Annotated in this window: 26 protein-coding genes and 1 pseudogene; 17 read left to right on the top strand and 10 right to left on the bottom strand. The window is 69.0% G+C overall.

The window, feature by feature from the left end; translation table 11 throughout:
* Positions 1 to 17: 17 nt before the first annotated feature.
* The 8 genes from GT347_RS08670 to GT347_RS08635 form a co-directional block, all read right to left on the bottom strand.
* Positions 18 to 674: a sensor histidine kinase gene (locus GT347_RS08670; protein WP_160551579.1), complete on the bottom strand. Its 657-nt coding sequence runs from the start codon at positions 672 to 674 to the stop codon at positions 18 to 20.
* Positions 671 to 1,030: a response regulator gene (locus GT347_RS08665; RefSeq protein WP_160551578.1), complete on the bottom strand. Its 360-nt coding sequence runs from the start codon at positions 1,028 to 1,030 to the stop codon at positions 671 to 673. Before GT347_RS08665 ends, GT347_RS08670 begins: the two co-directional genes overlap by 4 nt.
* 9 nt (positions 1,031 to 1,039) lie before the next feature.
* Positions 1,040 to 3,265 carry an ATP-binding protein gene (locus GT347_RS08660; protein ID WP_160551577.1) on the bottom strand — a complete coding sequence of 742 codons (2,226 nt, stop codon included), beginning with the start codon at positions 3,263 to 3,265 and terminating at the stop codon, positions 1,040 to 1,042.
* Positions 3,262 to 3,846, bottom strand: coding sequence for a biliverdin-producing heme oxygenase (locus tag GT347_RS08655; protein WP_160551576.1), 585 nt, complete (start codon positions 3,844 to 3,846; stop codon positions 3,262 to 3,264). Before GT347_RS08655 ends, GT347_RS08660 begins: the two co-directional genes overlap by 4 nt.
* A gap of 139 nt (positions 3,847 to 3,985) precedes the next feature.
* The gene (gene queF / locus GT347_RS08650; RefSeq protein WP_160551575.1) at positions 3,986 to 4,855 is read right to left on the bottom strand and encodes an NADPH-dependent 7-cyano-7-deazaguanine reductase QueF; all 870 of its coding nucleotides are present in this window, start codon (positions 4,853 to 4,855) and stop codon (positions 3,986 to 3,988) included.
* On the bottom strand, positions 4,852 to 5,727 hold the full coding sequence (locus GT347_RS08645; protein WP_160551574.1) for a 2OG-Fe(II) oxygenase: 876 nt from the start codon (positions 5,725 to 5,727) through the stop codon (positions 4,852 to 4,854). Before GT347_RS08645 ends, queF begins: the two co-directional genes overlap by 4 nt.
* Positions 5,728 to 5,765: 38 nt before the next feature.
* Positions 5,766 to 6,542: a peroxide stress protein YaaA gene (gene yaaA / locus GT347_RS08640; protein WP_160551573.1), complete on the bottom strand. Its 777-nt coding sequence runs from the start codon at positions 6,540 to 6,542 to the stop codon at positions 5,766 to 5,768.
* Between the two features lie 108 nt (positions 6,543 to 6,650).
* Positions 6,651 to 9,938, bottom strand: coding sequence for an Rne/Rng family ribonuclease (locus GT347_RS08635; protein ID WP_160551572.1), 3,288 nt, complete (start codon positions 9,936 to 9,938; stop codon positions 6,651 to 6,653).
* Between the two features lie 597 nt (positions 9,939 to 10,535).
* Here GT347_RS08635 and GT347_RS08630 point away from each other — a divergent pair.
* Genes GT347_RS08630 through GT347_RS08615 form a run of 4 tightly spaced genes read left to right on the top strand, consistent with a single transcriptional unit; the run spans position 10,536 to position 13,687 of the window.
* Entirely contained in the window at positions 10,536 to 11,531 is a 996-nt protein-coding gene (locus tag GT347_RS08630; RefSeq protein WP_326830391.1) for an RluA family pseudouridine synthase, read from the top strand.
* Positions 11,532 to 11,564: 33 nt separating this feature from the next.
* A complete protein-coding gene (locus GT347_RS08625) occupies positions 11,565 to 12,248 on the top strand; it encodes an HAD family hydrolase (RefSeq protein ID WP_160551570.1) in 684 nt (227 codons plus the stop codon).
* Positions 12,249 to 12,269: 21 nt separating this feature from the next.
* Positions 12,270 to 12,656 (top strand): Rieske (2Fe-2S) protein, encoded by a 387-nt coding sequence (locus tag GT347_RS08620; protein WP_160551569.1) that lies wholly within the window; start codon positions 12,270 to 12,272, stop codon positions 12,654 to 12,656.
* A 5-nt stretch (positions 12,657 to 12,661) separates the two neighbouring features.
* Positions 12,662 to 13,687, top strand: a complete 1,026-nt coding sequence (locus GT347_RS08615) for a S49 family peptidase (protein WP_160551568.1) — start codon at positions 12,662 to 12,664, stop codon at positions 13,685 to 13,687.
* On the opposite strand, the pseudogene GT347_RS08610 reads toward GT347_RS08615, so the two are convergent.
* Together GT347_RS08610 and GT347_RS08605 are read right to left on the bottom strand one after the other, a co-directional pair.
* Positions 13,684 to 14,450, bottom strand: a pseudogene (locus GT347_RS08610) (SAM-dependent methyltransferase). The gene GT347_RS08615 and the pseudogene GT347_RS08610 overlap by 4 nt on opposite strands.
* Positions 14,450 to 15,079 (bottom strand): Maf family nucleotide pyrophosphatase, encoded by a 630-nt coding sequence (locus GT347_RS08605; protein ID WP_160551567.1) that lies wholly within the window; start codon positions 15,077 to 15,079, stop codon positions 14,450 to 14,452. Before GT347_RS08605 ends, GT347_RS08610 begins: the two are co-directional and overlap by 1 nt.
* Before the next feature lie 26 nt (positions 15,080 to 15,105).
* On the opposite strand from GT347_RS08605, the gene GT347_RS08600 reads away from it, so the two are divergent.
* The 13 genes from GT347_RS08600 to GT347_RS08540 all read left to right on the top strand — a co-directional run bounded on the left by GT347_RS08600 (position 15,106) and on the right by GT347_RS08540 (position 26,172).
* Positions 15,106 to 15,654, top strand: a complete 549-nt coding sequence (locus GT347_RS08600; RefSeq protein ID WP_160551566.1) for a YceD family protein — start codon at positions 15,106 to 15,108, stop codon at positions 15,652 to 15,654.
* 137 nt (positions 15,655 to 15,791) lie between these two features.
* Positions 15,792 to 15,974, top strand: coding sequence for a 50S ribosomal protein L32 (gene rpmF / locus GT347_RS08595; RefSeq protein ID WP_160551565.1), 183 nt, complete (start codon positions 15,792 to 15,794; stop codon positions 15,972 to 15,974).
* 127 nt (positions 15,975 to 16,101) lie between these two features.
* Positions 16,102 to 17,154, top strand: coding sequence for a phosphate acyltransferase PlsX (gene plsX / locus GT347_RS08590; protein WP_160551564.1), 1,053 nt, complete (start codon positions 16,102 to 16,104; stop codon positions 17,152 to 17,154).
* Positions 17,151 to 18,152, top strand: coding sequence for a beta-ketoacyl-ACP synthase III (locus GT347_RS08585; RefSeq protein ID WP_160551563.1), 1,002 nt, complete (start codon positions 17,151 to 17,153; stop codon positions 18,150 to 18,152). The genes plsX and GT347_RS08585 overlap by 4 nt, the downstream gene beginning before the upstream one ends.
* A 66-nt stretch (positions 18,153 to 18,218) precedes the next feature.
* Entirely contained in the window at positions 18,219 to 19,163 is a 945-nt protein-coding gene (fabD, locus tag GT347_RS08580) for an ACP S-malonyltransferase (protein WP_160551562.1), read from the top strand.
* Between the two features lie 39 nt (positions 19,164 to 19,202).
* Positions 19,203 to 19,949 carry a 3-oxoacyl-ACP reductase FabG gene (gene fabG / locus GT347_RS08575; protein ID WP_160551561.1) on the top strand — a complete coding sequence of 249 codons (747 nt, stop codon included), beginning with the start codon at positions 19,203 to 19,205 and terminating at the stop codon, positions 19,947 to 19,949.
* Positions 19,950 to 20,066: 117 nt separating this feature from the next.
* Positions 20,067 to 20,306, top strand: a complete 240-nt coding sequence (gene acpP, locus GT347_RS08570; RefSeq protein ID WP_160551560.1) for an acyl carrier protein — start codon at positions 20,067 to 20,069, stop codon at positions 20,304 to 20,306.
* Between the two features lie 134 nt (positions 20,307 to 20,440).
* Positions 20,441 to 21,688, top strand: a complete 1,248-nt coding sequence (gene fabF, locus GT347_RS08565; RefSeq protein WP_160551559.1) for a beta-ketoacyl-ACP synthase II — start codon at positions 20,441 to 20,443, stop codon at positions 21,686 to 21,688.
* Between the two features lie 63 nt (positions 21,689 to 21,751).
* On the top strand, positions 21,752 to 22,219 hold the full coding sequence (locus tag GT347_RS08560) for a hypothetical protein (protein ID WP_160551558.1): 468 nt from the start codon (positions 21,752 to 21,754) through the stop codon (positions 22,217 to 22,219).
* A complete protein-coding gene (gene rpoE / locus GT347_RS08555) occupies positions 22,216 to 22,884 on the top strand; it encodes an RNA polymerase sigma factor RpoE (protein ID WP_407704143.1) in 669 nt (222 codons plus the stop codon). The genes GT347_RS08560 and rpoE overlap by 4 nt, the downstream gene beginning before the upstream one ends.
* An 11-nt stretch (positions 22,885 to 22,895) precedes the next feature.
* Positions 22,896 to 23,558, top strand: a complete 663-nt coding sequence (locus GT347_RS08550) for a sigma-E factor negative regulatory protein (RefSeq protein ID WP_160551556.1) — start codon at positions 22,896 to 22,898, stop codon at positions 23,556 to 23,558.
* Positions 23,559 to 23,595: 37 nt separating this feature from the next.
* Positions 23,596 to 24,636: a MucB/RseB C-terminal domain-containing protein gene (locus GT347_RS08545; RefSeq protein WP_160551555.1), complete on the top strand. Its 1,041-nt coding sequence runs from the start codon at positions 23,596 to 23,598 to the stop codon at positions 24,634 to 24,636.
* Positions 24,637 to 24,645: 9 nt separating this feature from the next.
* The gene (locus GT347_RS08540) at positions 24,646 to 26,172 is read left to right on the top strand and encodes a DegQ family serine endoprotease (protein WP_160551554.1); all 1,527 of its coding nucleotides are present in this window, start codon (positions 24,646 to 24,648) and stop codon (positions 26,170 to 26,172) included.
* Positions 26,173 to 26,522: the final 350 nt, after the last annotated feature.

Here is a 26,522-nt window from a genome sequence, read left to right as displayed (position 1 = left end):
CGTCCGCAGCGGGGGGCTTATTGCTCGTCGGGGCGGCCGAGCACGACCGTGTCGGCGGAGATCTCGATCGGCCAGCGCAGGTCGTCGGCCAGCCATTGCAGGGCCTGGGCATCGACACGCATGTGGCGCTGCGCCGGCTGGTGGTCGCCGGGCAGGGTGGGGGTGACGGCCTGCATGCTCAGGCGCAGGGTGTCGCCCTCGGGCACCACGGTGATGCTGCGCGGGCCCTGGCCGCTGTCCTGCAGCTGGCTGAGCACGCCGAGCACCATGTAGAGCGCGCGCGCCGGCTGCAGCTGCGGCCAGCTGGCGGGGGCATCCACCTCGGTGGTCTCCAGCACGATGCCCTGCAGGTCGAGCATCGGGCGGGCCAGGTGCAGGGTGGCATGCAGCGCCGGCGTGGGGATCACCCGGTCGGTGCTTTCCACGTCCCAGCGCGACAGGGTGCGGATCGACAGCAGCAGCTGGTTGAGCTGCTCGTCGGTCTGCTCCATGCGCTTGAGGCAGAGCGCCGGATCGAAGGGCTGCGCCGCGATGTAGCGCTTGAGCACCGTGGCACCCATGCGCGCTACCGACAGCGGTCCCGCCATGTCGTGGCGCAAGGCGGGCAGCACCCGCATGAAGAGTTCATGCCGCACACCCGCGGCCAGCCATGCGGTGCTGTTCGAATCGCTCATAGCTTTGCGGCGCCTGCCAGGATGCGTTCCAGCTTCTCGAAATCGACCGGCTTCTGCAGGAAGTGGTTGAACACCGCCATTTCCTCGCTGCCGTCGGAGGCCAGGCCGGTCACCGCGATGACCATGGGTTGCGGCTCGCCGGCGAGCTCGCGCAGCTGGCGGGCCAGGTCGGTGCCGTGCACATCGGGCAGGGTCAGGTCGACCAGGTAGACGTCGGCCTTCTCGTTGCGCGCCAGGTCCAGCGCCTGCTGGCCGGTGAAGGCGCAGCGCACGGCGTAGTCCTGCATTTCCAGGAGCTCCTGGAACAGCTCGGCCGCTTCGCGGTTGTCGTCGACGATGAGGATATTGAGTGTCACGTGAGAACCCTAGGCAATGGAGTCGGCCGGCTGTGGCTTGCCGCGTGGCAGGAGCACGCTGAAAACGACCTGCGGCTCCTCGAAAGAATAATAGATGCTGCCGCCGTGTCCGCGCACGATCTGGTCGGCGATGTACAGCCCCAGGCCCAGCCCGGTGCGGTTGCGCGGATTGCCGAGCGACTGGCGCTTGAAGGGGTTGAACAGGGTGTCGGCCAGGTCGTCGGGGATGGGCTCGCCGGCATTGCGCACCTGCAGCTCGACCGAGTCGCCGGCTTCGCGCAGGCGCAGCACCACCGGCTCGCCCGGCACGCCGTGCTGGCGGGCGTTGCTGAGGAGGTTGGTGACCACCTGGGAGAGCCGGTCGGCATCCACATGGGCCATCACGCCCGCGTCGAGTTCGTGGTGCACCGTCAGCCCCGGATGGGCCACGCAGGCCTCTTCGCTGAGGTCGACGATGAGCGGCGCCAACAGGGTGGGCTCCAGCTGCAGGCCCAGGCCCAGGCCACCCTGCAGCCGGGACATGTCCAGCACCTGGCTGACCAGCCGCTGCATGCGGCTGCTGGAGGACTGGATGCGCTGGCCGATGCGGCCACTGGCCTGCTCCGGCGCCTTTTCCAGCACCCGCGCGGCCATGCTGATCGAGTGCAGCGGATCGCGCAGGTCGTGGCCGAGCACCGCCAGCAGCTGGTTGCGGGCACGGTTGATCTCGCCGACGCGGGTGGCGGTGGCGCGGCCGAGTTCGTCGCTGATCTGGCGGCCGATGGTGAAGTCGGCCTCGTCCCAGGCTTCGGAGGTGCCGTGCACCGTCTCGCGCCACAGGTCGAAGGAGCCGCGCGGCGTCAGGCGCGGGCCGTTGGGGCCGTGCACGTAATGCTTCTCGGGCTTGCCGCCCCAGTTGATGGTCTCGACCTGCTCCTTGCGCAGCAGCACCAGCCAGCCGTCGGCATTGGTGTCGAAACGCAGGGCCAGCATGCCGCACCAGATGTCGAGCAGGGGATGCAGGTAGCCGGGAAAGCCGGCGAGCGCGCTGATGCCGATCACCGAATCGTCGTTGTGCGGATGGCGCGCCAGCCAGCGCGCCAGGGCTCGGGCGGTCTCGACCGGCACTTCGCCCTCGACGGCGATGTTGTGGTTCTCGGTGATGAAGGCGGCATGCGCGCCGAAGTTGGCGGCCAGGGTGGCGGCATGCGGGGCCAGCGCGGCCAGCGAGTCGTCGGCATGCAGCAGGTCTTCGACCAGGCGGGCCCGCAGGGTGGCGGCGGCGGCCACGCGCTGGGCCTGGGCGCGCGCCATCAGCGTGTGCACATTGGCGGCCAGGATCTGAGCGATCACGTCGCAGGCCATGCGCACCGAATAGGGCACCTGGCGCGGCGTCATGTGGTGGCAGGCCAGCATGCCCCAGAGCCGCCCCTGCACCACGATGGAAACGCTCATGGAGGCGCCCACGCCCATGTTGCCCAGGTATTCGATGTGGATCGGCGAGACCGCGCGCAGCACCGCATGGCTCAGGTCCAGCGGCTCGGCATCGGCCAGGCCCTCGATGGCCACCGGCTGCGAACCCACGTCGGCGATCATGCGCAGGGTGTTGACCACGTACAGGCGCCGGGCCTGGGCCGGGATGTCGCTGGCGGGATAACGCCGGCCGAGGAAGGCATCGAGCGCCGGATTGCGCGCTTCGGAGATCACCTCGCCGCTCTCGTCGGTCCGGAAGCGGTAGGCCATGACACGGTCGAAGCCGGTCAGCTGGCGGATGTCCTCGGTGGCGGAGGCCAGCAGGCTCTCGATGGAGCGCTGGCGCTTGAGCCGGTCCATGGCGCGGTGCGCCTTCAGGGCGAAGCTGGCCAGGGTGTCGGCATCCTCGCCGCGGCTTTCGAACTCGGCCACCAGCAGATCGCCGGACTGGTGCAGGATCAGGTCGTAGATCTGTTCGCCGACCGAGACCTCGTTGGACATGGGCTGGATCGGTTCCAGCCGCGACGATTCCAGGGCCTCTTCGATCAGCACGCGGATCTCGCTGTCGGCATCGAGATGGCCGGGCGCCAGCCGCTCGCCCAGTTCGGGAAGAAGGCCCAGCGCCCGCGCCGCATTGGCGCTGCGAAAGCGCAGGCTGCCGTCCAGGCCGAAGGCCAGCAGCACGCCGTGCGACTGCACCGCGCCGGGAATGTGGATGGGCTCGCGGTCGCAGCTCTCCAGGGTCGCCCGGGGCTGCGGGATGTGCGTGACGGCGAGGCTCATGCCATGGCTCCGACATCTTCGAAGCGCTCGCCCAGGCTGGCGAAAGCCCATTCGGCGCCGGTGCGTGCGCCGTCCAGCATGGCGGGCGTGGCGATGGCCGCGCGCAGCTCGCCCAGGAAACGCGGCCAGGCGCCGCTGCCGCCATCGCCCTGCAGATAACGCAGGGCATGGGGCTGGAGCGATTCGCGCAGCCGGCGGTACAGCATCAGCCCGCCCAGCTGCGAGCCTTCGACCACATAGGCCACGCCCCAGCCGAAGCCGGCGGGCGGCGTTGCCGGCGGCTGGCTGGCGGGCGTGCCGGAAGCGGGGGCGGCGGAAAAGTCGGCCAGGTCGGCGGCGATACGTTCGCGGCGGGCGCGCTGGGCTTCTGGCCAGCCGCCGGGCAGGTCCGTGCGGGCCAGGGGCAGCCGGTCGATTTCGGCCAGCCAGTCGCCGATGATGGCCAGGTGCTGCGCATAGTCGGCCGGCTGCGCGCCGTCGCGGGCGATGGGCAGGCGGCTGTCGAGTCGGGCGTGTTGGTCCGCGGTGGCGGCACGCAGCGCGGCCAGGGCATCGACCGCCTGCACAGCCTGGGACGGCACGGGCGATGGCGCAGGCATGTGCGCAGTAAGCGACGGCGTTGGCTGGGGAGGCATTAACCGGCCAGTGTATCAGCGGGTGACGGGCACTTTGGCGTCAAAAGACACAGGCGTGCAGGGGGCAAACCGGCGGTGCGCATGGTCACTGCCGGGCGGTGCGCGCGGTGCCGGGCAGGGCCTGCGGATGGCTGGTGCGCAGGGGGTTGATGTCGAGTCCGCCGCGGCGTGTGTAGCGCGCGAAGACCGCCAGCTTGCCGGGCCGGCAGCGCTGCCAGATGTCCATGAAGATGCGCTCCACGCACTGCTCGTGGAACTCGTGGTGGTTGCGAAAGCTGATGAGATAACGCAGCAGCCCGGCCTGGTCGATCTGCGGGCCGCTGTAGCGGATCTGCACGCTGCCCCAGTCGGGCTGGCCGGTCACCAGGCAATTGCTCTTGAGCAGGTGGCTGACCAGCGTTTCGTTGACCGGGGTTTCGTCGAAGGCGGCGGTGAGGAACTCGGGCGCCGGCGTGTAGCGCTCGCAGTCGAGGTCCAGCCGGTCCAGGCTCAGGCCTTCGAGGTCCTCGATGCGTTCGCGGCCGAATTCCTCGGGCAGTACCAGCCGCACGCCGATGGTGGAGGGCTGGGCTGCGCCGCGCCAGACGGCTTCGGAGACATCGGCGCGGATGCGGGCGCGCACCTCGTCGGCGCTGTCGAAACGGCTGTCGTTGAAGCTGTTGAGGTAGAGCTTGAAGGACTTGCTCTCGACGATGTTGGGTGTCTCGCAGGGCACTGTGAAATGCGCCAGCGCGATCTGCGGCTTGCCGCGGCTGTTGAGCCAGCTGATCTCGAAGGCGGTCCAGAGGTCGGCGCCGAAGAAGGGCGGCGCGCCCTCGATGCCGATTTCGGCGCGTTTGTCCGCGCGCGGCAGGGGGAACAGCAGGCCGGGGTCGTACTGCGCCGCATAGGGCGCGGGTTTGCCGAGCAGCGATTGTTCCGGGGTGTTGGCGGCGGGTGCCTGGGGTGTGCTCATGTGAATTCGCGTTCGCGCAGCCATTTGGTGGCGATCCACTTCTCGCCCTCGATGACGGGCGCGCCGCCATGCAGGGTGCGGGTGGCGGGATGCGGCCGGTCGTAGCTGAAGAAGACGGCGTTGCCGCGTTTGGGGGCGACGGTCAGGTTGATGTCCGGGAACACGGTGCCGCCGCCGCGGGCCGGCTCGTTGAGATAGATCACCAGCGTGGCCACACGCTGGCCGCCGCGCTTGAGGATGCTGGGCGTGCCGGGCTCGGCCGGGTCGAAATAGTCGTAGTGCGGCTTGTATTCCGCGCCGGGCGGGTAACGCAGCACCTGCAGGCCTTCGCCGTTGGCCAGCGGCCAGCCGACCAGGCGGGCGATGCGCGCTTCCAGGGCCTGCACCACCGGCGTCTCGCCGCGGGCGAAGAACATGCCGTCGCTGGTGCGGTCGGCATTGACCTCCTCGCCGCCGGTCTTGGTGGCCACGGTGAGCGAACGCTTCATGCGCGGCCGGGCATCGGCGATCAGCGCGTCGCATTCGGCATCGCTCAGCAGGTTGCCGAAGACGACCACATGCGGCGAGCTCATGGACTGCAGCACATGCACCTGCCGGTCGCCGGCGTCGATGTAGAGCGGGGCGTCGTCCAGCGCGGGTGCCGGCACCTGCACGCCCGCAGGCATGTCGGCAGCCGCTTCCTGCCCCACCGCCAGGTGGCTGCGCAGCGTGGATTCCATGGCCTGCGCGGCGGTGTCCTCGCGCCAGCCGGCATCGACCATGGAGCGCAGGATGACCGGCGCGGCGAAGCCGGCCTCGGCCTGTTCGATGATCCACCGGCGCAGTTCGGGCGTCACGGCCTGGGCGGAATGGGCGGAGTCGGTCGTCGTCATGGCGGGCGAGGATAGCGGCGCGGCGGCGGATATTCGTATCAGGCCGTCTTGCGGCGGAACACCAGGCGCTCGGGCGTGGAGGCGGCGGCGTCGAAACCATAGCCTTCGAGGTCGAAGGCCTGCAGCTGCTCGGGTGTCTGCAGCCGGTGCCGCACGGCGTAGCGCGCCATCAGGCCGCGCGCGCGTTTGGCGTGGAAGCTGATGATCTTGTAGAGGCCGCCCTTCCATTCCTGGAACACGCATTCGACGACACGCGCCTTCAGCACCTTGGTGTCGACCGCGCGGAAGTATTCCTGCGAAGCCAGGTTGATGACCACCGGCGTGCGGTCGGCCTGCAGCTGGCTGTTGAGGTGGTCGGCGATCTGCCGGCCCCAGAAGTGATAGAGGTCGGCGCCGGCATTGGTGGGCAGGCGGGTGCCCATCTCCAGGCGGTAGGGCTGCAGCCGGTCGAGCGGCCGCAGCACGCCGTACAGGCCCGACAGGATGGCGATGTGCGACTGGGCCCATTCCAGTTCGTCTTCGCTGAGGCTGGCGGCGGCCAGGCCTTCGTAGACATCGCCGTTGAAGGCCAGCACCGCCTGCTTGGAGTTCTCCGCGGTGAAACGCGGCGACCAGGCCTGGTAGCGGCCGACGTTGAGCGCCGACAGCGCATCCGACAGCGACATCAGCGAGGCGATGCGCTGCGGCGAATATTCGCGCAGCACCTCGATCAGGGTCTCGGCCTGCGGGATGAACTGCGGAGTGGTCGCACGCAGGCCGGCGGGCGCCGGTGTTTCGTAGTCGAGCGACTTGGCGGGAGAGAGCAGGAAGAGCATCGCGATCTGGAGGGGCTGGACGTTGATCGGGTCGGGCCGCGTGGCCCGGAATGCAAAACGCCCGCCACGCGGGCGGGCGTCACACGGCGATTGTCGCCGTGGCCGGGCTCAGCGCTGCTCGAAAGGCAGCTTCATGTCGGCGAGGTCGCGGCGGGTTTCCACCAGCACCAGCGGGCCCTCGTCCAGCACCACGGCCGGCGGGCGCTCGCGCGGCACGCGGACCGGCTGGGGCTCGGCGGCCATCGCAGCCTGGGCGGCGGCGATCTTGGTGCTGTCGGAGTTGACCCACTGCAGGCCGCTGCCCTGGGCGATCTGGTGCAGATCGTCGATCGGCAGGACGAAGGCCGTGGCGGCCGGGGCTGCCACGGGCGCTGCGACGACCGCCGGGGCTGCCGGTGCGGCGACGGGAGCCGGTGCGGCCTCCGCGACCGGTGCGACCGGCGCAGCCGGAGCCGCAGCAACGGCAGGTGCCGCCACCGGAGTGGCGACGGCCACAACCGGTTCCGCGTACACGGCGGGGGCCGGCTCGGAGACGGCAGGCGCTGCCGGAGCCGGCGCGGCCACGGCGCTTTCCAGCGGCAGTGCTTCGGTGCTGACGGCGGGTTCGGCCGCTTGCGGGGCGCGTTCGCCACGCTCGCTGCGTTCACCGCGTTCCGAACGCTCACCACGGTCCGAACGTTCGCGGCGGGCACGCGGCGGGCGGGCCGCCGGGGCTTCCTCGCCTTCGGCTGCGTCGGCCGGCTGGGCCGATGCGGCGCCTTGCGGCTCGGCGGCTGCCGGGGCCGGTGCACGGAAGGCATCGAAGATGCCGCCCTGGCCGGAGTCGGCATGTTCGCCGGCATCCGGTGCAGCGGCTTCGCCGGCTTCCGCGGGAGCGCGCTCGCCGCGTTCGCCACGGTCACGGCGCTGGTCGCGGCCGTAACGGTCACGCGAACGGCGGGGGCGTTCGCCCTCGGCCGTCAGCGGGGCGTTGGTGCCGTCGCCGTTGTCGATGTTGTCGACCGGGGCGGTGTTGCCTTCGGCACGCGGCTCGTCGCCGGCGGCTTGCCCTTGTTCGCCGTTTTCGCTGCGCGGGCCACGGCCGCCGCGTCCGCGGCCACGGCCGCCTTCGGGGCGTTCGCCACGTTCACGGCGGGGCGCTTCGGTCACGACGGCTGCGTCGGCGCCGACGGCACCCAGGGCGGCTGCGTCCGCCACGGCTTCCGGTGCGGGTGCCAGGCGTTCGCCGTCACGCGGGGGACGGCCGCCGCGGCCGCCTTCACGGGGAGCGCGTTCGGCGCGTTCGCCACGTTCCACGCGTTCGCCGCGGTCTGCACGCTCGCCGCGTTCACCACGTTCACCGCCGCGGGGAGGACGGGCCTCGCCACGCTCGGTGCGCTCGCTGCGTTCGGCGCGTTCGCCGTTGGCTTCGTTGCGGTCGCCGCGGCCTTCAGGGCTGCGGCCTTCGCCGTTGCGACCGTCGCGGCGTCCGCCACGTCCGTCGCCGCGGCCTTCACCGCCACGGCCTTCACCGCGGCCTTCGCCACGGCCCTCACCGCGGCCCTCACCGCGGCCATCGCGACGCGGGCCACGGCCACCACGGCGCTGCTCGTCGGCAGGCGCCGCGGCGGGCGCGGGCGCTGCCACCGGTGCGGGTGCCGCGGCCGGCGGTGCGGCGAACAGGCTCTTGATCCAGCCCCAGAAGCCGATCTCGACCGGCGTCGCGGCCGGTGCTGCCACCGGTGCCGGTGCCGGAGCGGCGACCGGTGCCTGCGCCACCGGCGCGGCCGGCCGGGCCACCGGCTGCGGCGCGGGTGCATCGGGCAGCACGCCCTTGATGACCGGCGTCTGGCGGTTGGTCGGCTCCTGCGAGCGGCGGGTGATGGTGGTCGGGTCCTCGATCTCGTCGGCGAGCTTGTAGCTGGCGTCGATGTTGTCCAGGCGCGGGTCGTCGTGCTTCAGGCGTTCCAGGCGGTAGTGCGGGGTGTCCAGCGACTTGTTGGGCACCAGCATCACGTTGACGCGCTGCTTCATCTCGATCTTGGTGATCTCGTTGCGCTTCTCGTTCAACAGGAAGGAGGCCACTTCCACCGGCACCTGCACGTGCACGGCGGCGGTGTTGTCCTTCATGGACTCTTCCTGAATGATGCGCAGCGTCTGCAGGGCCGAGCTTTCCGTGTCGCGGATGTGGCCGGAGCCGCCGCAGCGCGGGCAGGGGATGGAGGAGCCTTCGGACAGCGCGGGCTTGAGGCGCTGGCGGCTCATTTCCATCAGGCCGAACTTGCTGATCGTGCCGAACTGCACCCGCGCGCGGTCCTGCCGCAGCGCGTCGCGCAGGCGGTTCTCGACCTCGCGGCGGTTCTTGCTCTCGTCCATGTCGATGAAGTCGATGACGATCAGGCCGCCGAGGTCGCGCAGGCGCATCTGTCGGGCCACTTCGTCGGCGGCTTCCAGGTTGGTGCGGGTGGCGGTTTCCTCGATGTCGCTGCCCTTGATGGCGCGCGCGGAGTTGACGTCGATCGAGACCAGCGCCTCGGTGTGGTCGATCACGATGGCGCCGCCCGAGGGCAGCTGCACGGTGCGGGCGTAGGCCGATTCGATCTGGTGCTCGATCTGGAAGCGGCTGAACAGGGCGGCGTCGTCGCGGTAGCGCTTCACGCGGCCGGCATGCTCGGGCATGACGTGCGCCATGAACTGGTGCGCCTGCTCGAAGATGTCGTCGGTGTCGATCAGGATGTCGCCGATGTCGTGATTGAAGTAGTCACGGATGGCGCGGATGACGAGGCTGGATTCCTGGTAGATCAGGAAGGCGCCCTTGGTGCCCTTGGAGGCGCCTTCGATGGCGGTCCAGAGCTTGAGCAGGTAGTTCAGGTCCCACTGGAGTTCGGGCGCCGAGCGGCCGATGCCGGCGGTGCGCGCGATGATGGACATGCCGTTGGGGTATTCCAACTGGTCCATGTTCTCCTTGAGCTCGGCCCGGTCCTCGCCCTCGATGCGGCGCGAGACGCCGCCGCCGCGCGGGTTGTTGGGCATCAGCACCACGTAGCGGCCGGCCAGGCTGATGAAGGTGGTGAGCGCCGCGCCCTTGTTGCCGCGCTCTTCCTTCTCGACCTGGACGAGCAGCTCCTGGCCTTCGCGGATCACTTCGTTGATGCGCGCCTGGCCTGCCGGCACGCCGGGAGCGAAGTACTGGCGGGAGATTTCCTTGAACGGCAGGAAGCCGTGGCGGTCTTCGCCGTAGTCCACGAAACAGGCTTCGAGCGAGGGCTCGACCCGGGTGACAACGGCCTTGTAGATGTTGCCCTTGCGCTGTTCGCGCCCTTCGATTTCGATCTCGTAGTCGAGGAGCTTCTGCCCGTCGACGATGGCCAGGCGGCGTTCTTCCGGCTGCGTGGCATTGATCAACATCCGCTTCATGAGGCGTACCTTTTTTCGTATCAGTGGTCAGCCGGCGCGGCGAGCCTGGAATGGCGGCTGCCTTGCCGAACCGGATGACCGGAACATGCCCTGGGGTGGGCCTTCTGATGCCGAACTGGCGCCTGAAACGAACGGGGAACTACCTGCAAAAGCCAAAAAGCCCTGCCGACCGATGAACTTGTCAGCTCGGTCGACGGGGCGGGGGCTCGTGGATGGGGGCGAGGAGGGGTCGCTGCCGCGAGGGTGCGGCAGGGTGGGCGGCGTCGGCCCACACGACGGTCGAGTCAGCTGCAGGCACGCCGACGGGCGGTGGCATCAGCCAGCGCCAGAAGGTGGAGAGCAGTGCGATCAACACGGGGGAAGTCTCGCTAATCCGCCGACCGGCGACGGGCCTGGGGCGCGACGCGGGCCGGTTGGTATTCCGGTTCGGGTGTTTCAAGGAGCCGGCTCGTCCGGCGGGTCTGGGGGGCGATGCACCGGGGAAAAAGGGTGCGATCGTTCCGGCAAAGCCGCAGGTGGCATCGACCTGCCTTTTCGCTCCTGCAAGTGTGACTGGACTAAAATCCAGAAAAATCAAACACTTACGGTGGCTAAAAGGTGAACGGCATTATAGGGGGCAAATCCGCGGCGGTGACGCCAGCGGTAAAAATCGTGACGGTCGATGCGGAATCTGCCGGGCAGCGCCTCGACAACTTCCTGATGCGGCACCTCAAGGGGGTGCCGAAGACGCATGTCTACCGCATCATCCGCAGCGGCGAAGTGCGCATCAACAAAGGGCGCGTGGCCGCGGACACGCGGGTGCAGGAGGGCGACGAGGTGCGCCTGCCGCCGGTGCGTGTCGCCGCCGCGCCGACCGAGGAGGCGGTGCGTGCGGTGCCGCCGCGCGAATTCCCTGTTCTGTACGAGGACGATGCGCTCGTGGCCATCGACAAGCCCGCCGGTACGGCGGTGCATGGCGGCAGCGGGGTGAGTTTCGGTGTCATCGAGCAGCTGCGGCGGGCGCGGCCCGAGGCGCGTTTCCTGGAGCTGGTGCATAGGCTGGACCGGGACACCTCGGGCATCCTGCTCATCGCCAAGAAGCGCTCGGCGCTGACCCGGCTGCAGGACCAGTTCCGCGAACGCGCCACCGACAAGACCTATCTCGCCCTGGTGCAGGGCACCTGGCCGGCGCGCCAGAAGGTGCTGGACCAGCCGCTGCGCAAATACCTGCTGCCCGACGGCGAGCGGCGGGTGCGTGTGACCACTGCCGACGATCCGGAGGCGATGCGGGCGATCACCCTCGTGAAGCTGCGCTCGGTCGCGCCGGCGCGCACCTTGCAGGGCCTGCCGGCGCTCAGCCTGCTGGAGGTGACGATCAAGACCGGGCGCACCCACCAGATCCGGGTGCATCTTTCCTCGGCCGGCCACGGCATCGCGGGCGACGACAAGTACGGCGACTTCGACCTCAACGGCCGGCTGCAGAAGGCCGGCCTGGGCCGCATGTTCCTGCATGCCTGGCGGCTGCAGTTCGACCATCCGGCCAGCGGCGAGCGCATCGCCCTGCAGGCCGAACTGCCGCCGGAACTGGCCCGCTGGGAGCCGGCGGCGGGGTGAGCCCTGCCTCGCGCCGTCTTATAGTCGCGCCACATGCCTGAATCCGCCCCGAGCCCCACCACCGCGCCGCGCTACTCCCTGGTCGTCTTCGACTGGGACGGCACCCTCTACGACTCCACCGGCATCATCGTGCGCTGCATCCAGGCGGCGGTGCGCGACGTGGGCGGCACCGTGCCCGACGACCGCGCCGCCGCCTATGTGATCGGCATGAGCCTGAACCAGGCGCTGGCCCATGCGGCGCCGGACGTGCCGCCCGAGCGCTATCCGCAGCTCGGCGAGCGCTACAAGCACCACTACCGCAAGCACCACGACGACCTGAGCCTGTTCGACGGCGTGCTGCCCATGCTCGATGCGCTGCGCAAGCGCGGCCACCTGCTGGCCGTGGCCACGGGCAAGAGCCGGCGCGGTCTGGACGAGGCGCTGGATTCGGTGGAGCTGCGTGGCGTCTTCGACGGCTCGCGTACCGCCGACGAGACCGCCGGCAAGCCCGATCCGCTGATGCTGAAGGAGCTGTCCGCCGACCTCGACGTGCCGCAGGACCGCATCCTGATGATCGGCGACACCACCCACGACCTGCTGATGGCCCGCAACGCCGGCTGCGCCAGCATCGGCGTGAGTTATGGCGCGCACACGCCGGAGGCCTTCGGCGAACTCGGGCCGCTGCATGTGGCGCATTCGGTGGCCGATCTGGCCGCCTGGCTGGCCGTCAACGGCTGAGACGGGCGAGCAGGGCGTGGCATGTTCGAAGACGACGAGCCCGCTGCCCCCGGCATCCCGCTGTGCAACAGCGCCCATCTGGTGGAGGGCGGCATGGCGGTCCCCTTCGACGTGCGCTACGGCGGCCAGACCTGCACCGCCTTCGCCGTGCGTTATCGCGGCGAACCCGTGGCCTACCTCAACCGCTGCACCCATGTGGCGATGGAGCTCGACGCCCGGCCCGGCCGCGTCTTCGACGACAGCGGCCGCTGGCTGCTCTGCCAGGTGCACGGCGCGGCGTATGAGCCGGCCACCGGCGCCTGTGCCGGCGGCCCCTGCCGCGGCGGCCTGGTCAAGATACAACTGAGCGAACGTGCGGGCGTGGTGCGCTGGCATACTGCCTACAACCTCCAACCAGCCGAGTTCTAAGCGCGATGTCGTCGTCCGATCCTGATTTCCGTGACCCCCTGGAGCCGCCGGCCCCGCCGCCTCCACCGCCGCCGCCCCCGCCGGTCGGCCGCCGGGCCAGCGACAGCCAGAACTGGGAACGCAACACGCTGGAAAAGCTGGCCTTCTCCGCCATCGCCGAACAGCGCGCGGCCCGCCGCTGGAAGAACTTCGTGCGCATCTCCTGGCTGGTGATCATCCTGGTCGCCGGCTGGATGCTGCTGCACCGCGCCCAGCCCAGCAGCGCCAAGACCACGCCGCACACCGCCGTGATCGACATCAAGGGCGAGATCGCCGATGGCGCCGAAGCCAGCGCCGAATTCGTCAACGCCTCCATGCGCAGCGCCTTCGAGGACGATGGCGCACAGGCGGTGGTGCTGCTCATCAACTCGCCCGGCGGCAGCCCGGTGCAGGCCGGCATGATCAACGACGAGATCCGCCGCCTGAAGGCCCAGTACAAGAAGCCGATCTACGCGGTGGTGGAGGAGAGCTGCACCTCCGCCGCCTACTACATCGCCGCCGGCACCGACCAGATCTTCGTGGACAAGGCCAGCGTCGTCGGCAGCATCGGCGTGCTGATGGACGGCTTCGGCTTCACCGGCCTGATGGACAAGCTCGGCGTGGAGCGCCGCTTGCTCACCGCCGGCGAGAACAAGGGCTTCCTCGACCCCTTCAGCCCCATGAGCGACAAGCAGCGCGCCTATGCGCAGGAGGTGCTGGGCCAGATCCACGCCCAGTTCATCGACGTGGTGCGCAAGGGCCGCGGCGACCGGCTGAAGGAAACGCCGGAGATGTTCAGCGGCCTGTTCTGGACCGGCCAGCAGGCTGTGGCCATGGGCCTGGCCGACAAGCTGGGCAGCCTGGACTACGTGGCGCGCGAGGTGGTCAAGGCCGAGGACGTGGTCGATTACACCCGCCACGACAACGTGGCCGAGCGCCTGGCCAAGAAGTTCGGCGCCGCCATGGGCGAGACCATGGTGCACACCATGGGCCGCCTGCCGGCCTTGCGTTAACGACCGATCGCGAAGACGGCCGGGGTGTGGTTGTCGGGCCGTCCGATGCGCGTTTCCAGGTCTTGACGTCCGCGCTGCGGGTGCGGGCGTCGGCCAGTGTCAGTCCCCAGCTCACCGATAGCCGCGCATTGGGCTGCAGCGTCGCCAGCAACCCCTGCAGCAGGGCGGCGTTGCGGTAGGGCGTCTCGATGAAGAGCTGGGTCTGGCCGGTGCGCAGGGCCAGTGCCTCCAGCGCGCGGATGCGTTCGGTGCGCTGCGCGGCGTCCTGCGGCAGGTAGCCGACGAAGGCGAAGTTCTGCCCGTTCATGCCGCTCGCGGCCAGTGCCAGCAGCAGCGAGACCGGGCCGACCAGCGGCACCACCTCGATGCCCAGGTCGTGCGCGGCGCGCACCACCGAAGAGCCCGGGTCTGCCACGGCGGGCATGCCGGCCTCGCTCAGCAGTCCGACATCGTGGCCTTGCAGGGCTGCGGCCAGCAGCGGCTTCGCATCGAAGCCGCCCTGGTGGTCGCCCTTCTTGTGGACTTCGCGCGGCAGTTCGGTGATCTGCTGTTCCTGCAGGGGTGCGGCCAGCGGATGGACGGCGTCGATGCGCTTGAGATAGGCGCGGGCGCTCTTGGCGTTCTCGCAGATCCAGTGGGTGATGGCCGCGGCATGGCGCAGGGTGGCGTCGGGCAGGGCGTCCGACAGCGGTGCCTGGGTGCCGCAGCCGAAATCCAGCGGCGCCGGCACCAGGTAGAGCCGGCCGTGTTTGCTCGTCGTCATCAGATCACCAGGCCCGCGGCGCGCAGCAGCCGGCAGGTGCGGATCAGCGGCAGGCCGATGAGAGCGGTCGGGTCATCGTTGTCGATGGCGTCGAGCAGGCTGATGCCCAGGCCCTCACTCTTGGCGCTGCCGGCGCAGTCGTAGGGTTTCTCGGCCTGGAGATAGTGCTCGATCTCGTCGTCCGACAGGTCGCGGAAACGCACCTTGACGCTCGCCAGGTCCGAAGCCTCGAAGGCCGAGGCGGCGCAGACCACACTCACGGCGGTCTGGAAGATCACGGTGCGTCCGCGCATGCGGCGCAGCTGCTGAACGGCGCGGGCATGGTCGCCCGGCTTGCCCAGGGGCTCGCCGTCGAGGTCGGCGACCTGGTCGGAGCCGATGACGATGGCGTCCGGATGCAGCCGCGCCACGGCGCGCGCCTTGGCCAGGCCCAGCCGGCGGGCCAGCGTCTCGGGCGATTCGCCGTGCTGCGGTGTCTCGTCGACATCCGGCGCGGCCACGTCGAAGGGCAGGCGCAGCCGCTGCAGCAGCTCGCGGCGATAGATGGAGGTGGAACCGAGCACCAGGCGGCGGCCGCCCGAGGGCCGGGTCAGCAGGCTGGCGGAGGGCAGGGTGGGGATGGAGGCCATGCGGCCGATTCTCTTACACTGACCCCATGGAAAAAGACTTTGCGCCCGACAGCCTGGACATCCCGGCTTTTGCACGCGCCGGCGCCGAACTCGCAGGCGCCGACCCCCTTGCACGCTACCCCCGCCTGGTCGAAGACATCGCTGGTTCGCCCGACGGTTTCGAAGTCCGCTGGAAGGCCGCCGGCGAATGGCGCGCCGCCACCGGCAGCGCCGGCCAGCCCTGGCTGCACCTGGATGGCGAGGCGACCCTGCCCATGACCTGCCAGCGCTGCCTGCAGCCGGTGGATGTGGAGGTGGGCTTCGAGACCGACTTCCGCTTCGTCCCCGACGAGCGCACCGCCGAGACCGAGGACGAGGAGTCCGACGAGGACCTGCTGGTTATCCGCCGCGATTTCCCGCTGCGCGAACTGGTCGAGGACGAACTGCTGCTGGCCATGCCGCCGGTGGCGGTGCACGAGGTCTGCCCGGTGGCATTGCCCACCGCGGTGGAGGACGCGGAATTCACCGCCGCGGAAGAGAAAAAAGCCAATCCCTTCGCCGTGCTCGCGGGCCTCAACAAGGGCAAGCTTGGCTAGTCGCGGCGACGCGGGCTATAATCGTTGGCTGCGCGCAATATCTTGAAGCTTGTGGATGCGGGTTGGCCTTTACAGGCGATCCTTCAACGGCGGACTTCAGGCGCATCCCCACTCACCTACCGAATTCAGGAGCCATCATGGCAGTTCAGCAAAACAAGAAGTCCCCGTCCAAGCGCGGCATGCACCGTTCGCACAACGCCCTGACCGTGCCGGGCATCGCCGTGGAAGCCAACACCGGCGAAACCCACCTGCGTCACCACATCAGCCCGAACGGTTTCTACCGCGGCCGTCAGGTGCTGAAGAACAAGTCCGAAGCCTGATCGCCCGGATCGCCTAGGCCCGTGCTACATCACTTGTAGCCCGGGCCTTTGTTTTGATGGCCGTCACTTTCTGGTTTTCGTGCGCCGTGCCCAGCGTGCACAGGCGCCGCTTCGAGGGGTATCTCCCATGATCACGCTCGCCGTCGATTGCATGGGGGGTGACCACGGGCCGCGTGTCACGCTGCCCGCCTGCCGGAATTTCCTGGAGCGCCATCCCGAGGTGGCCCTGCTGCTGGTCGGCCAGTCCGACAAGCTGGGCGCTTTCTCGCACCCGCGCGCCACCGTCGTCGCCGCCACCGAGGTCGTGGCCATGGACGATACGGTCGAGACCGCCCTGCGCCGCAAAAAGGATTCGTCCATGCGTGTGGCGATCCGCCAGGTCAAGGACGGCGCGGCCCAGGTGGCCGTGTCCGCGGGCAATACCGGCGCGCTGATGGCGATCGCCCGCTATCTGCTCAAGACCCTGGACGGCATCGAACGCCCGGCCATCGCCACCCGCATGCCCAACGCCAAGGGCGGTGCCACGACGGTGCTCGACCTGGGCGCCAACGTCGATTGCACGGCGGAGCACCTGCTGCAGTTCGCGGTGATGGGCTCGGCCCTGGCCTCTGTCATCAACGGCGACGACCAGCCGACGGTGGGGCTGCTCAACATCGGCGAGGAAGCCATCAAGGGCAGCGAAGTCATCAAGGAGGCGGGCGAGTTGCTGCGCTCCGCGGGGGCTTCGGGCGACCTGAACTTCTACGGCAACGTCGAGGGCAACGACATCTTCAAGGGCACGGTCGACATCGTCGTGTGCGACGGTTTTGTCGGCAACGTGGCGCTCAAGGCCAGCGAGGGGCTGGCGAGCGTCATCGTCGGTTTCCTCAAGGAAGAGTTCTCGCGCAATCCGCTGACCAAGCTGGCGGCGCTGGTGTCCTACCCGGTGCTGTCGGCGCTCAAGCGCCGCATGGACTACCGGCGCTACAACGGCGCGGCCCTGCTGGGCCTGCGCGGGCTGGTGTTCAAGAGCCACGGCTCGGCCGACGAGGTGGCTTTCGAGCAGGCGCTCGAGCGCGCCTATGATGCGGCGCGCAACAACCTGCTCGAACGCGTGCAGGCGCGCATCGCCCACGCGGCGCCGCTGCTGCGGCCGCGCGATGCCGCCTCGCCCGCCGCCGAGCTCGGCACCATCACATGACGACCTATTCCCGCATCGTCGGCACCGGCAGCTACCTGCCGCCGCGCCGGCTGACCAACGCCGACCTGGCCGCCGAACTGGCCACCCGTGGCATCGAGACCTCCGACGAATGGATCGTCGAGCGCACCGGCATCCGCGCGCGCCATTTCGCCGCGCCCGACGTGGCCAGCAGCGATCTCGGCCTGCAGGCCTGCCTGCGTGCGCTGGAGGCGGCCAATATCGGCCCGGCCGACATCGACCTGATCATCGTGGCGACCTCCACGCCGGACATGGTCTTCCCCTCGACCGCCTGCATCCTGCAGAACAAGCTGGCGCAGACCTCGGACGCGGCGCGCGGCATCCTGGGCTGCCCGGCCTTCGACGTGCAGGCGGTGTGCAGCGGCTTCGTCTACGCGCTGACGGTGGCCGACGCCATGATCAAGACCGGCGCCGCCAGGCGCGCGCTGGTGGTCGGGGCGGAAGTCTTCTCGCGCATCCTCGATTTCAACGACCGCACCACCTGCGTGCTGTTCGGCGACGGCGCCGGCGCCGTGGTGCTCGAAGCCAGCGAAACGCCTGGCATCCTGGCCAGCGACCTGCACGCGGATGGCCGCCATGTCGGCATCCTGTGCGTGCCGGGCAATGTCTCGGGCGGCAACGTGCTGGGCGACCCGCTGCTCAAGATGGACGGCCAGGCCGTCTTCAAGCTGGCCGTGGGCGTGCTGGAAAGCGCGGCCCGGGCGGCGCTGGCCAAGGCCGGCAAGACCGATGCCGACATCGACTGGCTGATTCCGCACCAGGCCAACATCCGCATCATGCAGAGCACGGCCAAACGCATGAAGCTGCCGCTGGACAAGCTGGTCGTCACCGTCGATCAGCACGGCAACACCTCGGCCGCCTCGATCCCGCTGGCGCTCGATGCGGCGGTGCGTTCCGGCAAGGTGCAGCCGGGCCACACCGTCATGCTCGAAGGCGTGGGTGGTGGTTTCACCTGGGGCGCGGTGCTGCTGACGCTCTAGCATCGGCGCTCCGGTCGGCCTGCCGTCCGACTCTTCACTTCCATTTTTCGTTCAGGATTTCGTTCCATGACATCGTTCGCTTTCGTTTTTCCGGGCCAGGGTTCGCAGGCCGTCGGCATGCTCGACGCCTGGGGCGACCATCCGGTCGTCGCGGAGACATTGAAGGAAGCCTCCGATGCCCTGGGCGAGGACATCGGCCGGCTGATCCACGAAGGCCCCAAGGAAGCGCTGGCGCTGACCACCAACACCCAGCCGGTGATGCTGGTGGCCGCCGTGGCCGCCTGGCGCGTGTGGAAGTCCGAGGGCGGTGCAGATCCGGTGGCCGTCGCCGGCCATTCCCTGGGCGAGTACAGCGCCCTGGTGGCGGCCGGCGCGTTGACGCTGGCCCAGGCCGCGCCCCTGGTGCGTTTCCGGGCCCAGGCCATGCAGGAAGCCGTGCCGGTCGGCGTCGGCGCCATGGCGGCCATCCTGGGACTGGACGCGGCACGGGTGGCGGAAGTCTGCGCGCAGGTCAGCGCGGAGCTGGGCGGCAGCGAGACCGCCGAAGCCGTCAATTTCAACGATCCGGGCCAGACCGTCATCGCCGGCACCAAGGCCGCGGTCGACCAGGCCTGCGTGGCCCTGAAGGCGGCCGGCGCGAAGCGGGCGCTGCCCCTGCCGGTGTCGGCGCCTTTCCATTCCAGCCTGATGAAGCCGGCCGCCGAGCGGCTGCGCGAGCGCCTGGCGGCCACCGGGATCGCGGCGCCGGTGATCCCGGTCATCAACAACATCGACGTCGCAGTGCAGAATGCGCCCGACGCGATCCGCGATGCCCTGTATCGTCAGGCCTTCGGCCCGGTGCGCTGGGTGGAGTGCATCGCGGCGCTGAAATCCCGGGGCATCGGCCATGTGGTCGAATGCGGTCCGGGCAAGGTGCTCAGCGGCATGATCAAACGCATCGACGCCAGCCTGTCCGCCAGCGCCATCTTCGATCCCGCCTCGCTGGCCGAGACCCGCGCCGCGCTGGCCTGATGGCTGTTTCGCGAATTCGAGTTTAAGGAACCTCTCAGCATGTCCGACATCCATTACGCCGGCCAGGTCGCGCTCGTCACCGGGGCCACCCGCGGCATCGGCGCGGCCATCGCCGCCGAACTGGCCGCCCGCGGCGTGAAAGTGATAGGCACGGCCACCAGCCAGGACGGCGCCAACCGCATCGAGGCCGCCCTGTCGGCCAGCGGCGGCCAGGGCCGGGTGCTGGACGTGACCGACGCCGCCGCGCTCGATGCGATGGTCGACGGCATCGTCTCGGCCCACGGCGGCCTGCAGATCCTGGTCAACAATGCCGGCATCACCCGCGACAACCTGGCCATGCGTCTGAAGGACGACGACTGGGATGCCGTCATCGACACCAATCTGAAGGCCGTCTTCCGCGCCTCGCGCGCCGTGATCCGCCCGATGATGAAGCAGCGCTACGGCCGCATCGTCAACATCACCAGCGTGGTGGGCGCGTCCGGCAATCCGGGCCAGGCCAACTACGCCGCCGCCAAGGCGGGCCTGGCCGGCATGGCGCGGGCGCTGGCGCGCGAACTGGGTTCGCGCAACATCACCGTCAACTGCGTCGCCCCGGGCTTCATCGATACCGACATGACCGCCTCGCTGCCCGAAGCGCAGCAAAAGGCGCTGCTCGGCCAGATCCCCCTGGGCCACCTGGGCAAGCCGCACGACGTCGCCCATGCGGTGGCCTTCCTGGCGAGCCCGCAGGCGGCCTACATCACCGGCCAGGAACTGCATGTCAACGGCGGCATGTTCATGGCCTGACCGCAGGCGCGAAGCCTTCACGTAAACCCCGCCGTTCCATCCGGGCGGCGACTGAGCGGGCCTCCAGGGCCCGCCGGCTAAAATCCCGGTTTCATCTACAACCCTAAGAGGGAATCCATGAGCGATATCGAATCACGTGTCAAGAAAATCATCGCCGAACAACTCGGCGTGGAAGAGTCCCAAGTGACCAGCGAAAAGGCTTTCGTGGCCGACCTGGGCGCCGACTCGCTCGACACGGTCGAACTCGTGATGGCGCTCGAAGACGAATTCGGCATCGAAATTCCGGACGAAGACGCCGAGAAGATCACCACGGTGCAGAACGCGATCGACTACGCCAACACCCACCAGAAGGCCTGAGGACGGCCGATTCAGCTGCAGCATCGCCCGGCCCCTTTTTGAGCGCCTGGGCCGGTGGCAGCCGAATCAAGTCCCCTGAAGGCCTGCGGGCCCCAGCATTTTTTTGCGCTTCCCCTGAATAAGGTCTTTCTCGCATGAGCCGTCGCCGTGTCGTCGTGACCGGTCTGGGCTGCGTCTCCCCCGTGGGCAACACGGTGGCGGACTCCTGGACCAACCTCCTTGCCGGAAACCCCGGCATCGACTTCATCACCCAGTTCGATGCAAGCAATTTCGCCTGCAAGTTCGCGGGCGAAGTCAAAGGCTTCCAAGTGACGGATTACATGCCCGAGAAGGAAGCGCGGCATATGGACCGTTTCATCCATCTCGGAATCGCTGCCGCCGTGCAGGCGGTCCAGGACAGCGGCCTGCCCACGGGCGATGCGCTGGACGAGGAATCCGCCACCCGCATCGGCTGCAACATCGGCTCGGGCATCGGCGGCCTGCCGCTGATCGAACGCACGCATTCCGAGCTGGAGTCGCGCGGCCCGCGCCGCATCTCTCCCTTCTTCGTGCCGGCCTCGATCATCAACATGATCTCGGGCCATGTCTCGATACGCTACGGTTTCAAGGGCCCCAACCTGGCCGTCGTCACCGCCTGCACCACCGGCCTGCATGCCATCGGCATGTCGGCCCGGATGATCGAGTACGGCGATGCCGACGTGATGATCGCCGGCGGCGCCGAGGCCACGGTCTCGCCCCTGGGCATCGGCGGCTTCACCGCGCCGCGCGCGCTCTCCACCCGCAACGACAGTCCCAAGACCGCGTCCCGCCCCTGGGACAAGGACCGCGACGGCTTCGTGCTGGGCGAAGGCTCCGGCGTGGTGGTGCTCGAAGAGTACGAGCACGCCAAAAAGCGCGGCGCCAAGATCTACGCCGAGATCGGCGGCTTCGGCCTGAGCGCCGATGCCTATCACGTGACTTCGCCTAGCGTCAGCGGCCCGCAGCGTTCCATGGAAATGGCGATGCGTAATGCCGGCGTCAACGCCGACCAGATCGACTACGTGAACGCCCATGGCACCTCCACGCAGATTGGCGACGTCAACGAAAGCAATGCCATCAAGGCGGCGCTGGGCGAGCATGCCTACAAGACGGTGGTGAACTCCACCAAGTCGATGACCGGCCACCTGCTGGGCGGCGCCGGCGGCATCGAGAGCGTGTTCACCATCCTGGCCCTGCACCACCAGAAGAGCCCGCCGACGATCAACATCTTCGAGCAGGATCCTGCCTGCGACCTGGACTATTGCGCCAACACCGCCCGGGACCTGAAGATCGACGTGGCGCTGAAGAACAACTTCGGCTTCGGCGGCACCAACGGCTCGCTGGTGTTCAAGCGTTTCGCTTGATCGCGCATCCGGGCCCGAGCTGCACGCACGCATCCTGAGCCCCGCACTGCAAGCCCTACACCCATGCACAGCGCCGCATCGGTCGCCTATCCGGTGCGGCGTTCGCGCAGGGCAGGATGGCTGCTGGCCGCGCTCTGCGGGCTCGGTGTGCTTCCCGTGGCCTGGTGGATGGTCGCGGTGCCGGCGCCAGGCCTCCTGCGTCTCGCGCTGGCGGGCTGGACCCTGGGCGCCATCGCCGCTGCCTGCATCGGCTGGTGGCGTACTGCAGCGCTGCTGCTGGTTTGGGATGGCCAGGCCTGGTCTCTTTCGGAAGACGACGGCCCGCACGATCGCTGGCTGGTCGCGGACGGCTGTCTGAGCGTGGCGCTCGATCTCCAATCGCTCATGCTGCTGCGGCTGGCTCCGCAGGGCGGCCGTGCGCGCTGGCTTTTCGTCGACCGATCGGCCGTGGCCGCACGCTGGCACGGCCTGCGCTGCGCAGCCTTCGCCCCGGCCGCATGCATGCCGGCCGCACAGGAGCCCGCGCTGTGAGCGAAAACGGAGAAATCCCTCCGCTGGTCGGCCCTCCGCAGATACCGGACGGCCCGGCGCTGGCCAGCGACAGCGACCTGCTGCTGGTCCAGCGCACGGTCGCCGGCGATCAGCGCGCCTACGGCCTGCTGGTGCTGAAATACCAGCGCCGCATCGAGCGGCTGATCGGCCGCATGGTGCGCGATGCCGAGCTGATCGAGGACATCGCCCAGGAAACCTTCATCCGCGCCTATCGCGCCCTGCACCAGTTCCGCGGCGACGCCCAGTTCTACACCTGGCTCTACCGGATCGCGGTCAACACGGCCAAGAAATCGCTGGTCGACCTGCGCCGCAATCCGGTGATTTCCGAGAACGCATTGCGCTCGGGCGCGGATGACGATGAAACTTCCGCCTTCGGCTACGAACTAAGTACCGACGAGACGCCGGAAACCGTTTTCGCCGCCAAGGAAATCGCCGAGACCGTCAACACGGCCATGGAATCCTTGCCCGACGATCTGCGGCAGGCGGTGACACTGCGGGAAATCGAAGGCCTGAGCTACGAGGAGATCGCCGAAGTGATGCAGTGCCCGATCGGAACCGTCCGTTCCCGCATCTTCCGGGCGCGCGAGGCGATATCGGCCAAGGTCAAGCCTCTGCTCGAAAACCAGTCGGGCAAACGTTGGTAGGAACTCACAGCATGAGCAAGCAACACACGACAAGCAATCTCCCGGACGATGCCGTCTCGGCCCTGGCCGACGGTGCGCTGCAGGGCGAGGCCTTCGCCAGCGCCATGGCGCAGATGCAGGACGACGACGGCCTGCGAGCGCGCTGGCACACCTACCACCTCGTCGGCGATGTGCTGCGTTCCAAGGATCTGGCGGACTGCAGCGGCGGCCTGGATTTCCTGGCCCGTTTCGAGGCACGCCTGGCGCAGGAGACGGTGACCCCGGTCGTGTTGGCGACGCAGCCCGAACCGGCAGTCGTGGCTGTCGTGCGCCGCGAGGCGGCCAATGCCAGCGTGTTCCGCTGGAAGCTCGCCGCGGGCTTCGCCTCGGTGGCCGCCGTGGCGGCGATCGGCTGGCAGGTCCTGCAGGCGCAGCTGCCGGCCGCCGCGCCGGTGATGGCGCAGGCCCAGGCGCCGATGCAGTCCATCGCGGCCGCGCCCGGCGGCTTCCAGGCGGTCAGCGTGGGCGGGACCTTGCCCAGCGGCGGTTTCTCCGAAGCGCCGCCGGTCATGATGCGCAATGCCCAGCTCGACGAACTGCTCGCGGCCCACAACCGCGCGATCGGCGGATCGGCGCTGCAGAGCCAGGCGCGCCTGCTGCGCAATGTCAGCATCAGCGAAGACATCGCCCGCTGAGCCCCTCCACATGCCAGGCGAGCCACCTGTCCAGTCGATGACCCCGATCCTGCTGCGAGCGCTGGCCGCGCGCCTGCGTGTCGTCTGCCTGCTGGGCCTGTGTGCCGGCGTCGGCGCGGGTGCACAAGCGGCCGAAGCGCTGCCGGCCAGCGCCGAGGCGCGGCCGCCGGTGGCGGCGGAGCCGGGCGATGTCGCCGTGGTGCTGCAGCGGGCGCGCGAAGCCGCTCTCAGGAAGACCTACACCGGCACTTTCATCGTGCTCTCGGCCAACGGCGCCATGGCCAGTTCGCGCATCTGGCACCTGGCCGATGGCGGGCAGCAGGTCGAGCGCATGGAGTCGCTCACCGGCACGCCGCGGCTGGTGTTCCGCCGCAACGATCAGGTCACCACCTATCTGCCGGAGAGCCACATCGCCCGTTCCGAACGGCGCGAGACCTTCGGCCTGTTCCCGCACCTCTCGCGCATGCACGAGGGCTCGCTCGGCGAGTTCTACCTGGTGCAGAGCACCGGCACCGAGCGGGTGGCCGGCTTCGATACCGATGTCTTCCAGCTGATGCCGCGCGACGGCATGCGCTACGGCTACCGCCTGTGGGTGGAGCGCCGCAACGGCTTCGCCGTGCAGCTGCAGACCATGGACCGCAGCGGCCATGTGCTGGAGCAGGCCGCCTTCTCCGACCTGCAGTTCGACGTGCCGCTCAAGGCCGACAAGATGCAGCAGGCGCTGGGCAACACCGCCGCCTACAAGGTCGAGAAGCTCGAACGCATCCGCACCACGGCCGAGGCCGAGGGCTGGCTGATGCGGGCCGGCGTGCCTGGCTTCGAAGCCATGGATTGCTACAAACGGGCACCGGGCGCGCCGCGTGGTGCCGTCCAATGGATTTTTTCCGATGGACTGGCGACCGTGTCGCTGTTCATCGAACCCTATGGCGCCAAGCCCCGCCAGGAGTGGCGCAGCACGGCCGGCATGACCCAGATGGTCGGACGCCGCGTGGCCCACGACTGGTGGCTCACCGCCATGGGCGAAGTGCCACCCCAGACCCTCGATGCTTTTGCCGCCACCCTGGCGCGGCGTCCCTGATTGGACAAGATGAAGACGTTGCTGATCGATCGCAAGAACCTGCGTGCGGGCGCGGCCCGCGGCCTGCTGGCCATGGTGTCCGCTTCCGTGCTGCTGGCGCCAGTCATGCCGGCACAGGCCCAGGCCGCGCCGCCGGCGCCCGCCGTGGCGGTGGCGCCCAACCGCACGCTGCCCGACTTCGCCGACCTGGTCGAACAGGTCGGCCCCTCGGTGGTCAACATCCGCACGCTGGAGCGTGTCTCGAACAACGCCCAGCCCGGCGACATGGACGAGGACATGCTGGAGTTCTTCCGGCGCTTCGGCATCCCCGTGCCCAAGGCCGCGCCCAAGCAGCGCCAGCCGCGCAACCAGCCCTCGCCCCAGGCCCAGCCCGACGAGGAGCAGCCGCGTGGCGTCGGCTCCGGCTTCGTGCTGACGGCCGACGGCTATGTCATGACCAATGCCCATGTGGTCGACGGCGCCGACGAGGTCATCGTCACCCTCACCGACAAACGCGAGTTCAAGGCCAAGATCGTCGGCGCCGACAAACGCACCGACGTGGCCGTGGTCAAGATCGAGGCCACCGGCCTGCCCGCCGTGCGCGTCGCGCCCGACCTGAGCCGCCTGCGTGTGGGCGAATGGGTGATGGCCATCGGCTCGCCCTTCGGCCTGGAGAACACCGTCACCGCCGGCATCGTCAGCGCCAAGCAGCGCGACACCGGCGAATACCTGCCCTTCATCCAGACCGACGTGGCGATCAACCCCGGCAACTCCGGCGGCCCGCTGATCAACATGCGCGGCGAGGTGGTCGGCATCAACAGCCAGATCTATTCGCGCTCCGGCGGCTTCATGGGCATCTCCTTCTCGATCCCGATCGACGAGGCGATCCGTGTCAGCGACCAGCTGCGCCAGTCCGGCCGTGTCTCGCGCGGCCGCATCGGCGTGGAGATCGACCAGGTGAGCCGCGAGGTCGCCGAATCGCTCGGCCTGGGCACCGCCCGCGGCGCCCTGGTGCGCGGCGTGCAGGCCGGCTCGCCCGCCGAGAAGGCCGGCGTCGAGGCCGGCGACATCATCCTGAAGTTCGACGGCAAGACCATCGAGCGCACCAGCGACCTGCCGCGCCTGGTCGGCGGCACCAAGCCCGGCACCCGCAGCACGCTGACCGTGTTCCGCCGCGGCACCAGCCGCGACATCGCGGTGACCATCGCCGAGATCGAGCCGGACGAAACCACAGCCTCCGCCGCGCCCTCCAAGGCCGAGAAACCGCCGGCCTCCAGCGTCGGCAAGGTGCTCGGCCTGACCGTCAGCGACCTGACCGCGGCGCAGAAGAAGGACCTCAAGCTCAAGGGCGGCGTGCGGGTGGAAACCGCCAGCGACGGCGCCGCGCGCGCCGGCGTGAAGGAGGGCGATGTGATCCTGGCCGTCGGCAATACCGAGGTCGCCAACGTCAAGGAATTCGAGGCGGCCCTGGCCAAGCTCGACCGCAGCAAGGTCGCCAGCGTGCTGGTGCGGCGTGGCGAGTGGGCCCAGTACCTGCTGATCCGCCCGACCAAATAAAGGGGCCAAGACCTTTTGATCCGAGCGGGTCAAAGGGTCTTTCCCTGGTTTTTTCATCAGTTTTCGGACGACTCGGTAGTGAGTGTTGACTCATGGGGTCAAAATCATCATGCATGATTTGGATAGAATCGCGCGTGTGACCGGCCTCTCACGGTATAAGAAACCGGTGAGAATCCACGATGCGGTACGGCAGCCATTCGTGCACAGGCGATCCACAGGCCGCCCACATGTTGTTCATGAGAAGCCTGGATCATCCTGTTGTTAAGCTGTTGATATCTTTTCCGTTGTCGCTCCGCAACGGCTTCGTGCCCCGCACGGCGACCTGTACGAACCGGCCTTTTTGCCTACAA

The sequence above is a fragment of the Xylophilus rhododendri genome, from assembly GCF_009906855.1.
In the GTDB taxonomy this organism is placed as follows: Bacteria; Pseudomonadota; Gammaproteobacteria; order Burkholderiales; family Burkholderiaceae_C; genus Xylophilus; species Xylophilus rhododendri.
This window is presented reverse-complemented; position numbering and strand designations above follow the sequence as displayed.

What these genes read in the sequence shown, in the direction of transcription:
- GT347_RS08545 (WP_160551555.1), top strand. Translation starts at nt 23,596, where the DNA reads ATGACCCCGATCCTGCTGCGAGCGCTGGCCGCGCGCCTGCGTGTCGTC.
- queF (WP_160551575.1), bottom strand. Translation starts at nt 4,855, where the DNA reads ATGAGCACACCCCAGGCACCCGCCGCCAACACCCCGGAACAATCGCTG.
- GT347_RS08660 (WP_160551577.1), bottom strand. Translation starts at nt 3,265, where the DNA reads ATGAGCCTCGCCGTCACGCACATCCCGCAGCCCCGGGCGACCCTGGAG.
- fabG (WP_160551561.1), top strand. Translation starts at nt 19,203, where the DNA reads ATGTCCGACATCCATTACGCCGGCCAGGTCGCGCTCGTCACCGGGGCC.
- GT347_RS08620 (WP_160551569.1), top strand. Translation starts at nt 12,270, where the DNA reads ATGTTCGAAGACGACGAGCCCGCTGCCCCCGGCATCCCGCTGTGCAAC.
- GT347_RS08585 (WP_160551563.1), top strand. Translation starts at nt 17,151, where the DNA reads ATGACGACCTATTCCCGCATCGTCGGCACCGGCAGCTACCTGCCGCCG.
- GT347_RS08605 (WP_160551567.1), bottom strand. Translation starts at nt 15,079, where the DNA reads ATGGCCTCCATCCCCACCCTGCCCTCCGCCAGCCTGCTGACCCGGCCC.
- GT347_RS08540 (WP_160551554.1), top strand. Translation starts at nt 24,646, where the DNA reads ATGAAGACGTTGCTGATCGATCGCAAGAACCTGCGTGCGGGCGCGGCC.
- acpP (WP_160551560.1), top strand. Translation starts at nt 20,067, where the DNA reads ATGAGCGATATCGAATCACGTGTCAAGAAAATCATCGCCGAACAACTC.
- rpmF (WP_160551565.1), top strand. Translation starts at nt 15,792, where the DNA reads ATGGCAGTTCAGCAAAACAAGAAGTCCCCGTCCAAGCGCGGCATGCAC.
- GT347_RS08560 (WP_160551558.1), top strand. Translation starts at nt 21,752, where the DNA reads ATGCACAGCGCCGCATCGGTCGCCTATCCGGTGCGGCGTTCGCGCAGG.
- GT347_RS08600 (WP_160551566.1), top strand. Translation starts at nt 15,106, where the DNA reads ATGGAAAAAGACTTTGCGCCCGACAGCCTGGACATCCCGGCTTTTGCA.
- plsX (WP_160551564.1), top strand. Translation starts at nt 16,102, where the DNA reads ATGATCACGCTCGCCGTCGATTGCATGGGGGGTGACCACGGGCCGCGT.
- yaaA (WP_160551573.1), bottom strand. Translation starts at nt 6,542, where the DNA reads ATGCTCTTCCTGCTCTCTCCCGCCAAGTCGCTCGACTACGAAACACCG.
- fabD (WP_160551562.1), top strand. Translation starts at nt 18,219, where the DNA reads ATGACATCGTTCGCTTTCGTTTTTCCGGGCCAGGGTTCGCAGGCCGTC.
- GT347_RS08550 (WP_160551556.1), top strand. Translation starts at nt 22,896, where the DNA reads ATGAGCAAGCAACACACGACAAGCAATCTCCCGGACGATGCCGTCTCG.
- GT347_RS08635 (WP_160551572.1), bottom strand. Translation starts at nt 9,938, where the DNA reads ATGAAGCGGATGTTGATCAATGCCACGCAGCCGGAAGAACGCCGCCTG.
- GT347_RS08625 (WP_160551570.1), top strand. Translation starts at nt 11,565, where the DNA reads ATGCCTGAATCCGCCCCGAGCCCCACCACCGCGCCGCGCTACTCCCTG.
- GT347_RS08615 (WP_160551568.1), top strand. Translation starts at nt 12,662, where the DNA reads ATGTCGTCGTCCGATCCTGATTTCCGTGACCCCCTGGAGCCGCCGGCC.
- GT347_RS08670 (WP_160551579.1), bottom strand. Translation starts at nt 674, where the DNA reads ATGAGCGATTCGAACAGCACCGCATGGCTGGCCGCGGGTGTGCGGCAT.
- GT347_RS08645 (WP_160551574.1), bottom strand. Translation starts at nt 5,727, where the DNA reads ATGACGACGACCGACTCCGCCCATTCCGCCCAGGCCGTGACGCCCGAA.
- fabF (WP_160551559.1), top strand. Translation starts at nt 20,441, where the DNA reads ATGAGCCGTCGCCGTGTCGTCGTGACCGGTCTGGGCTGCGTCTCCCCC.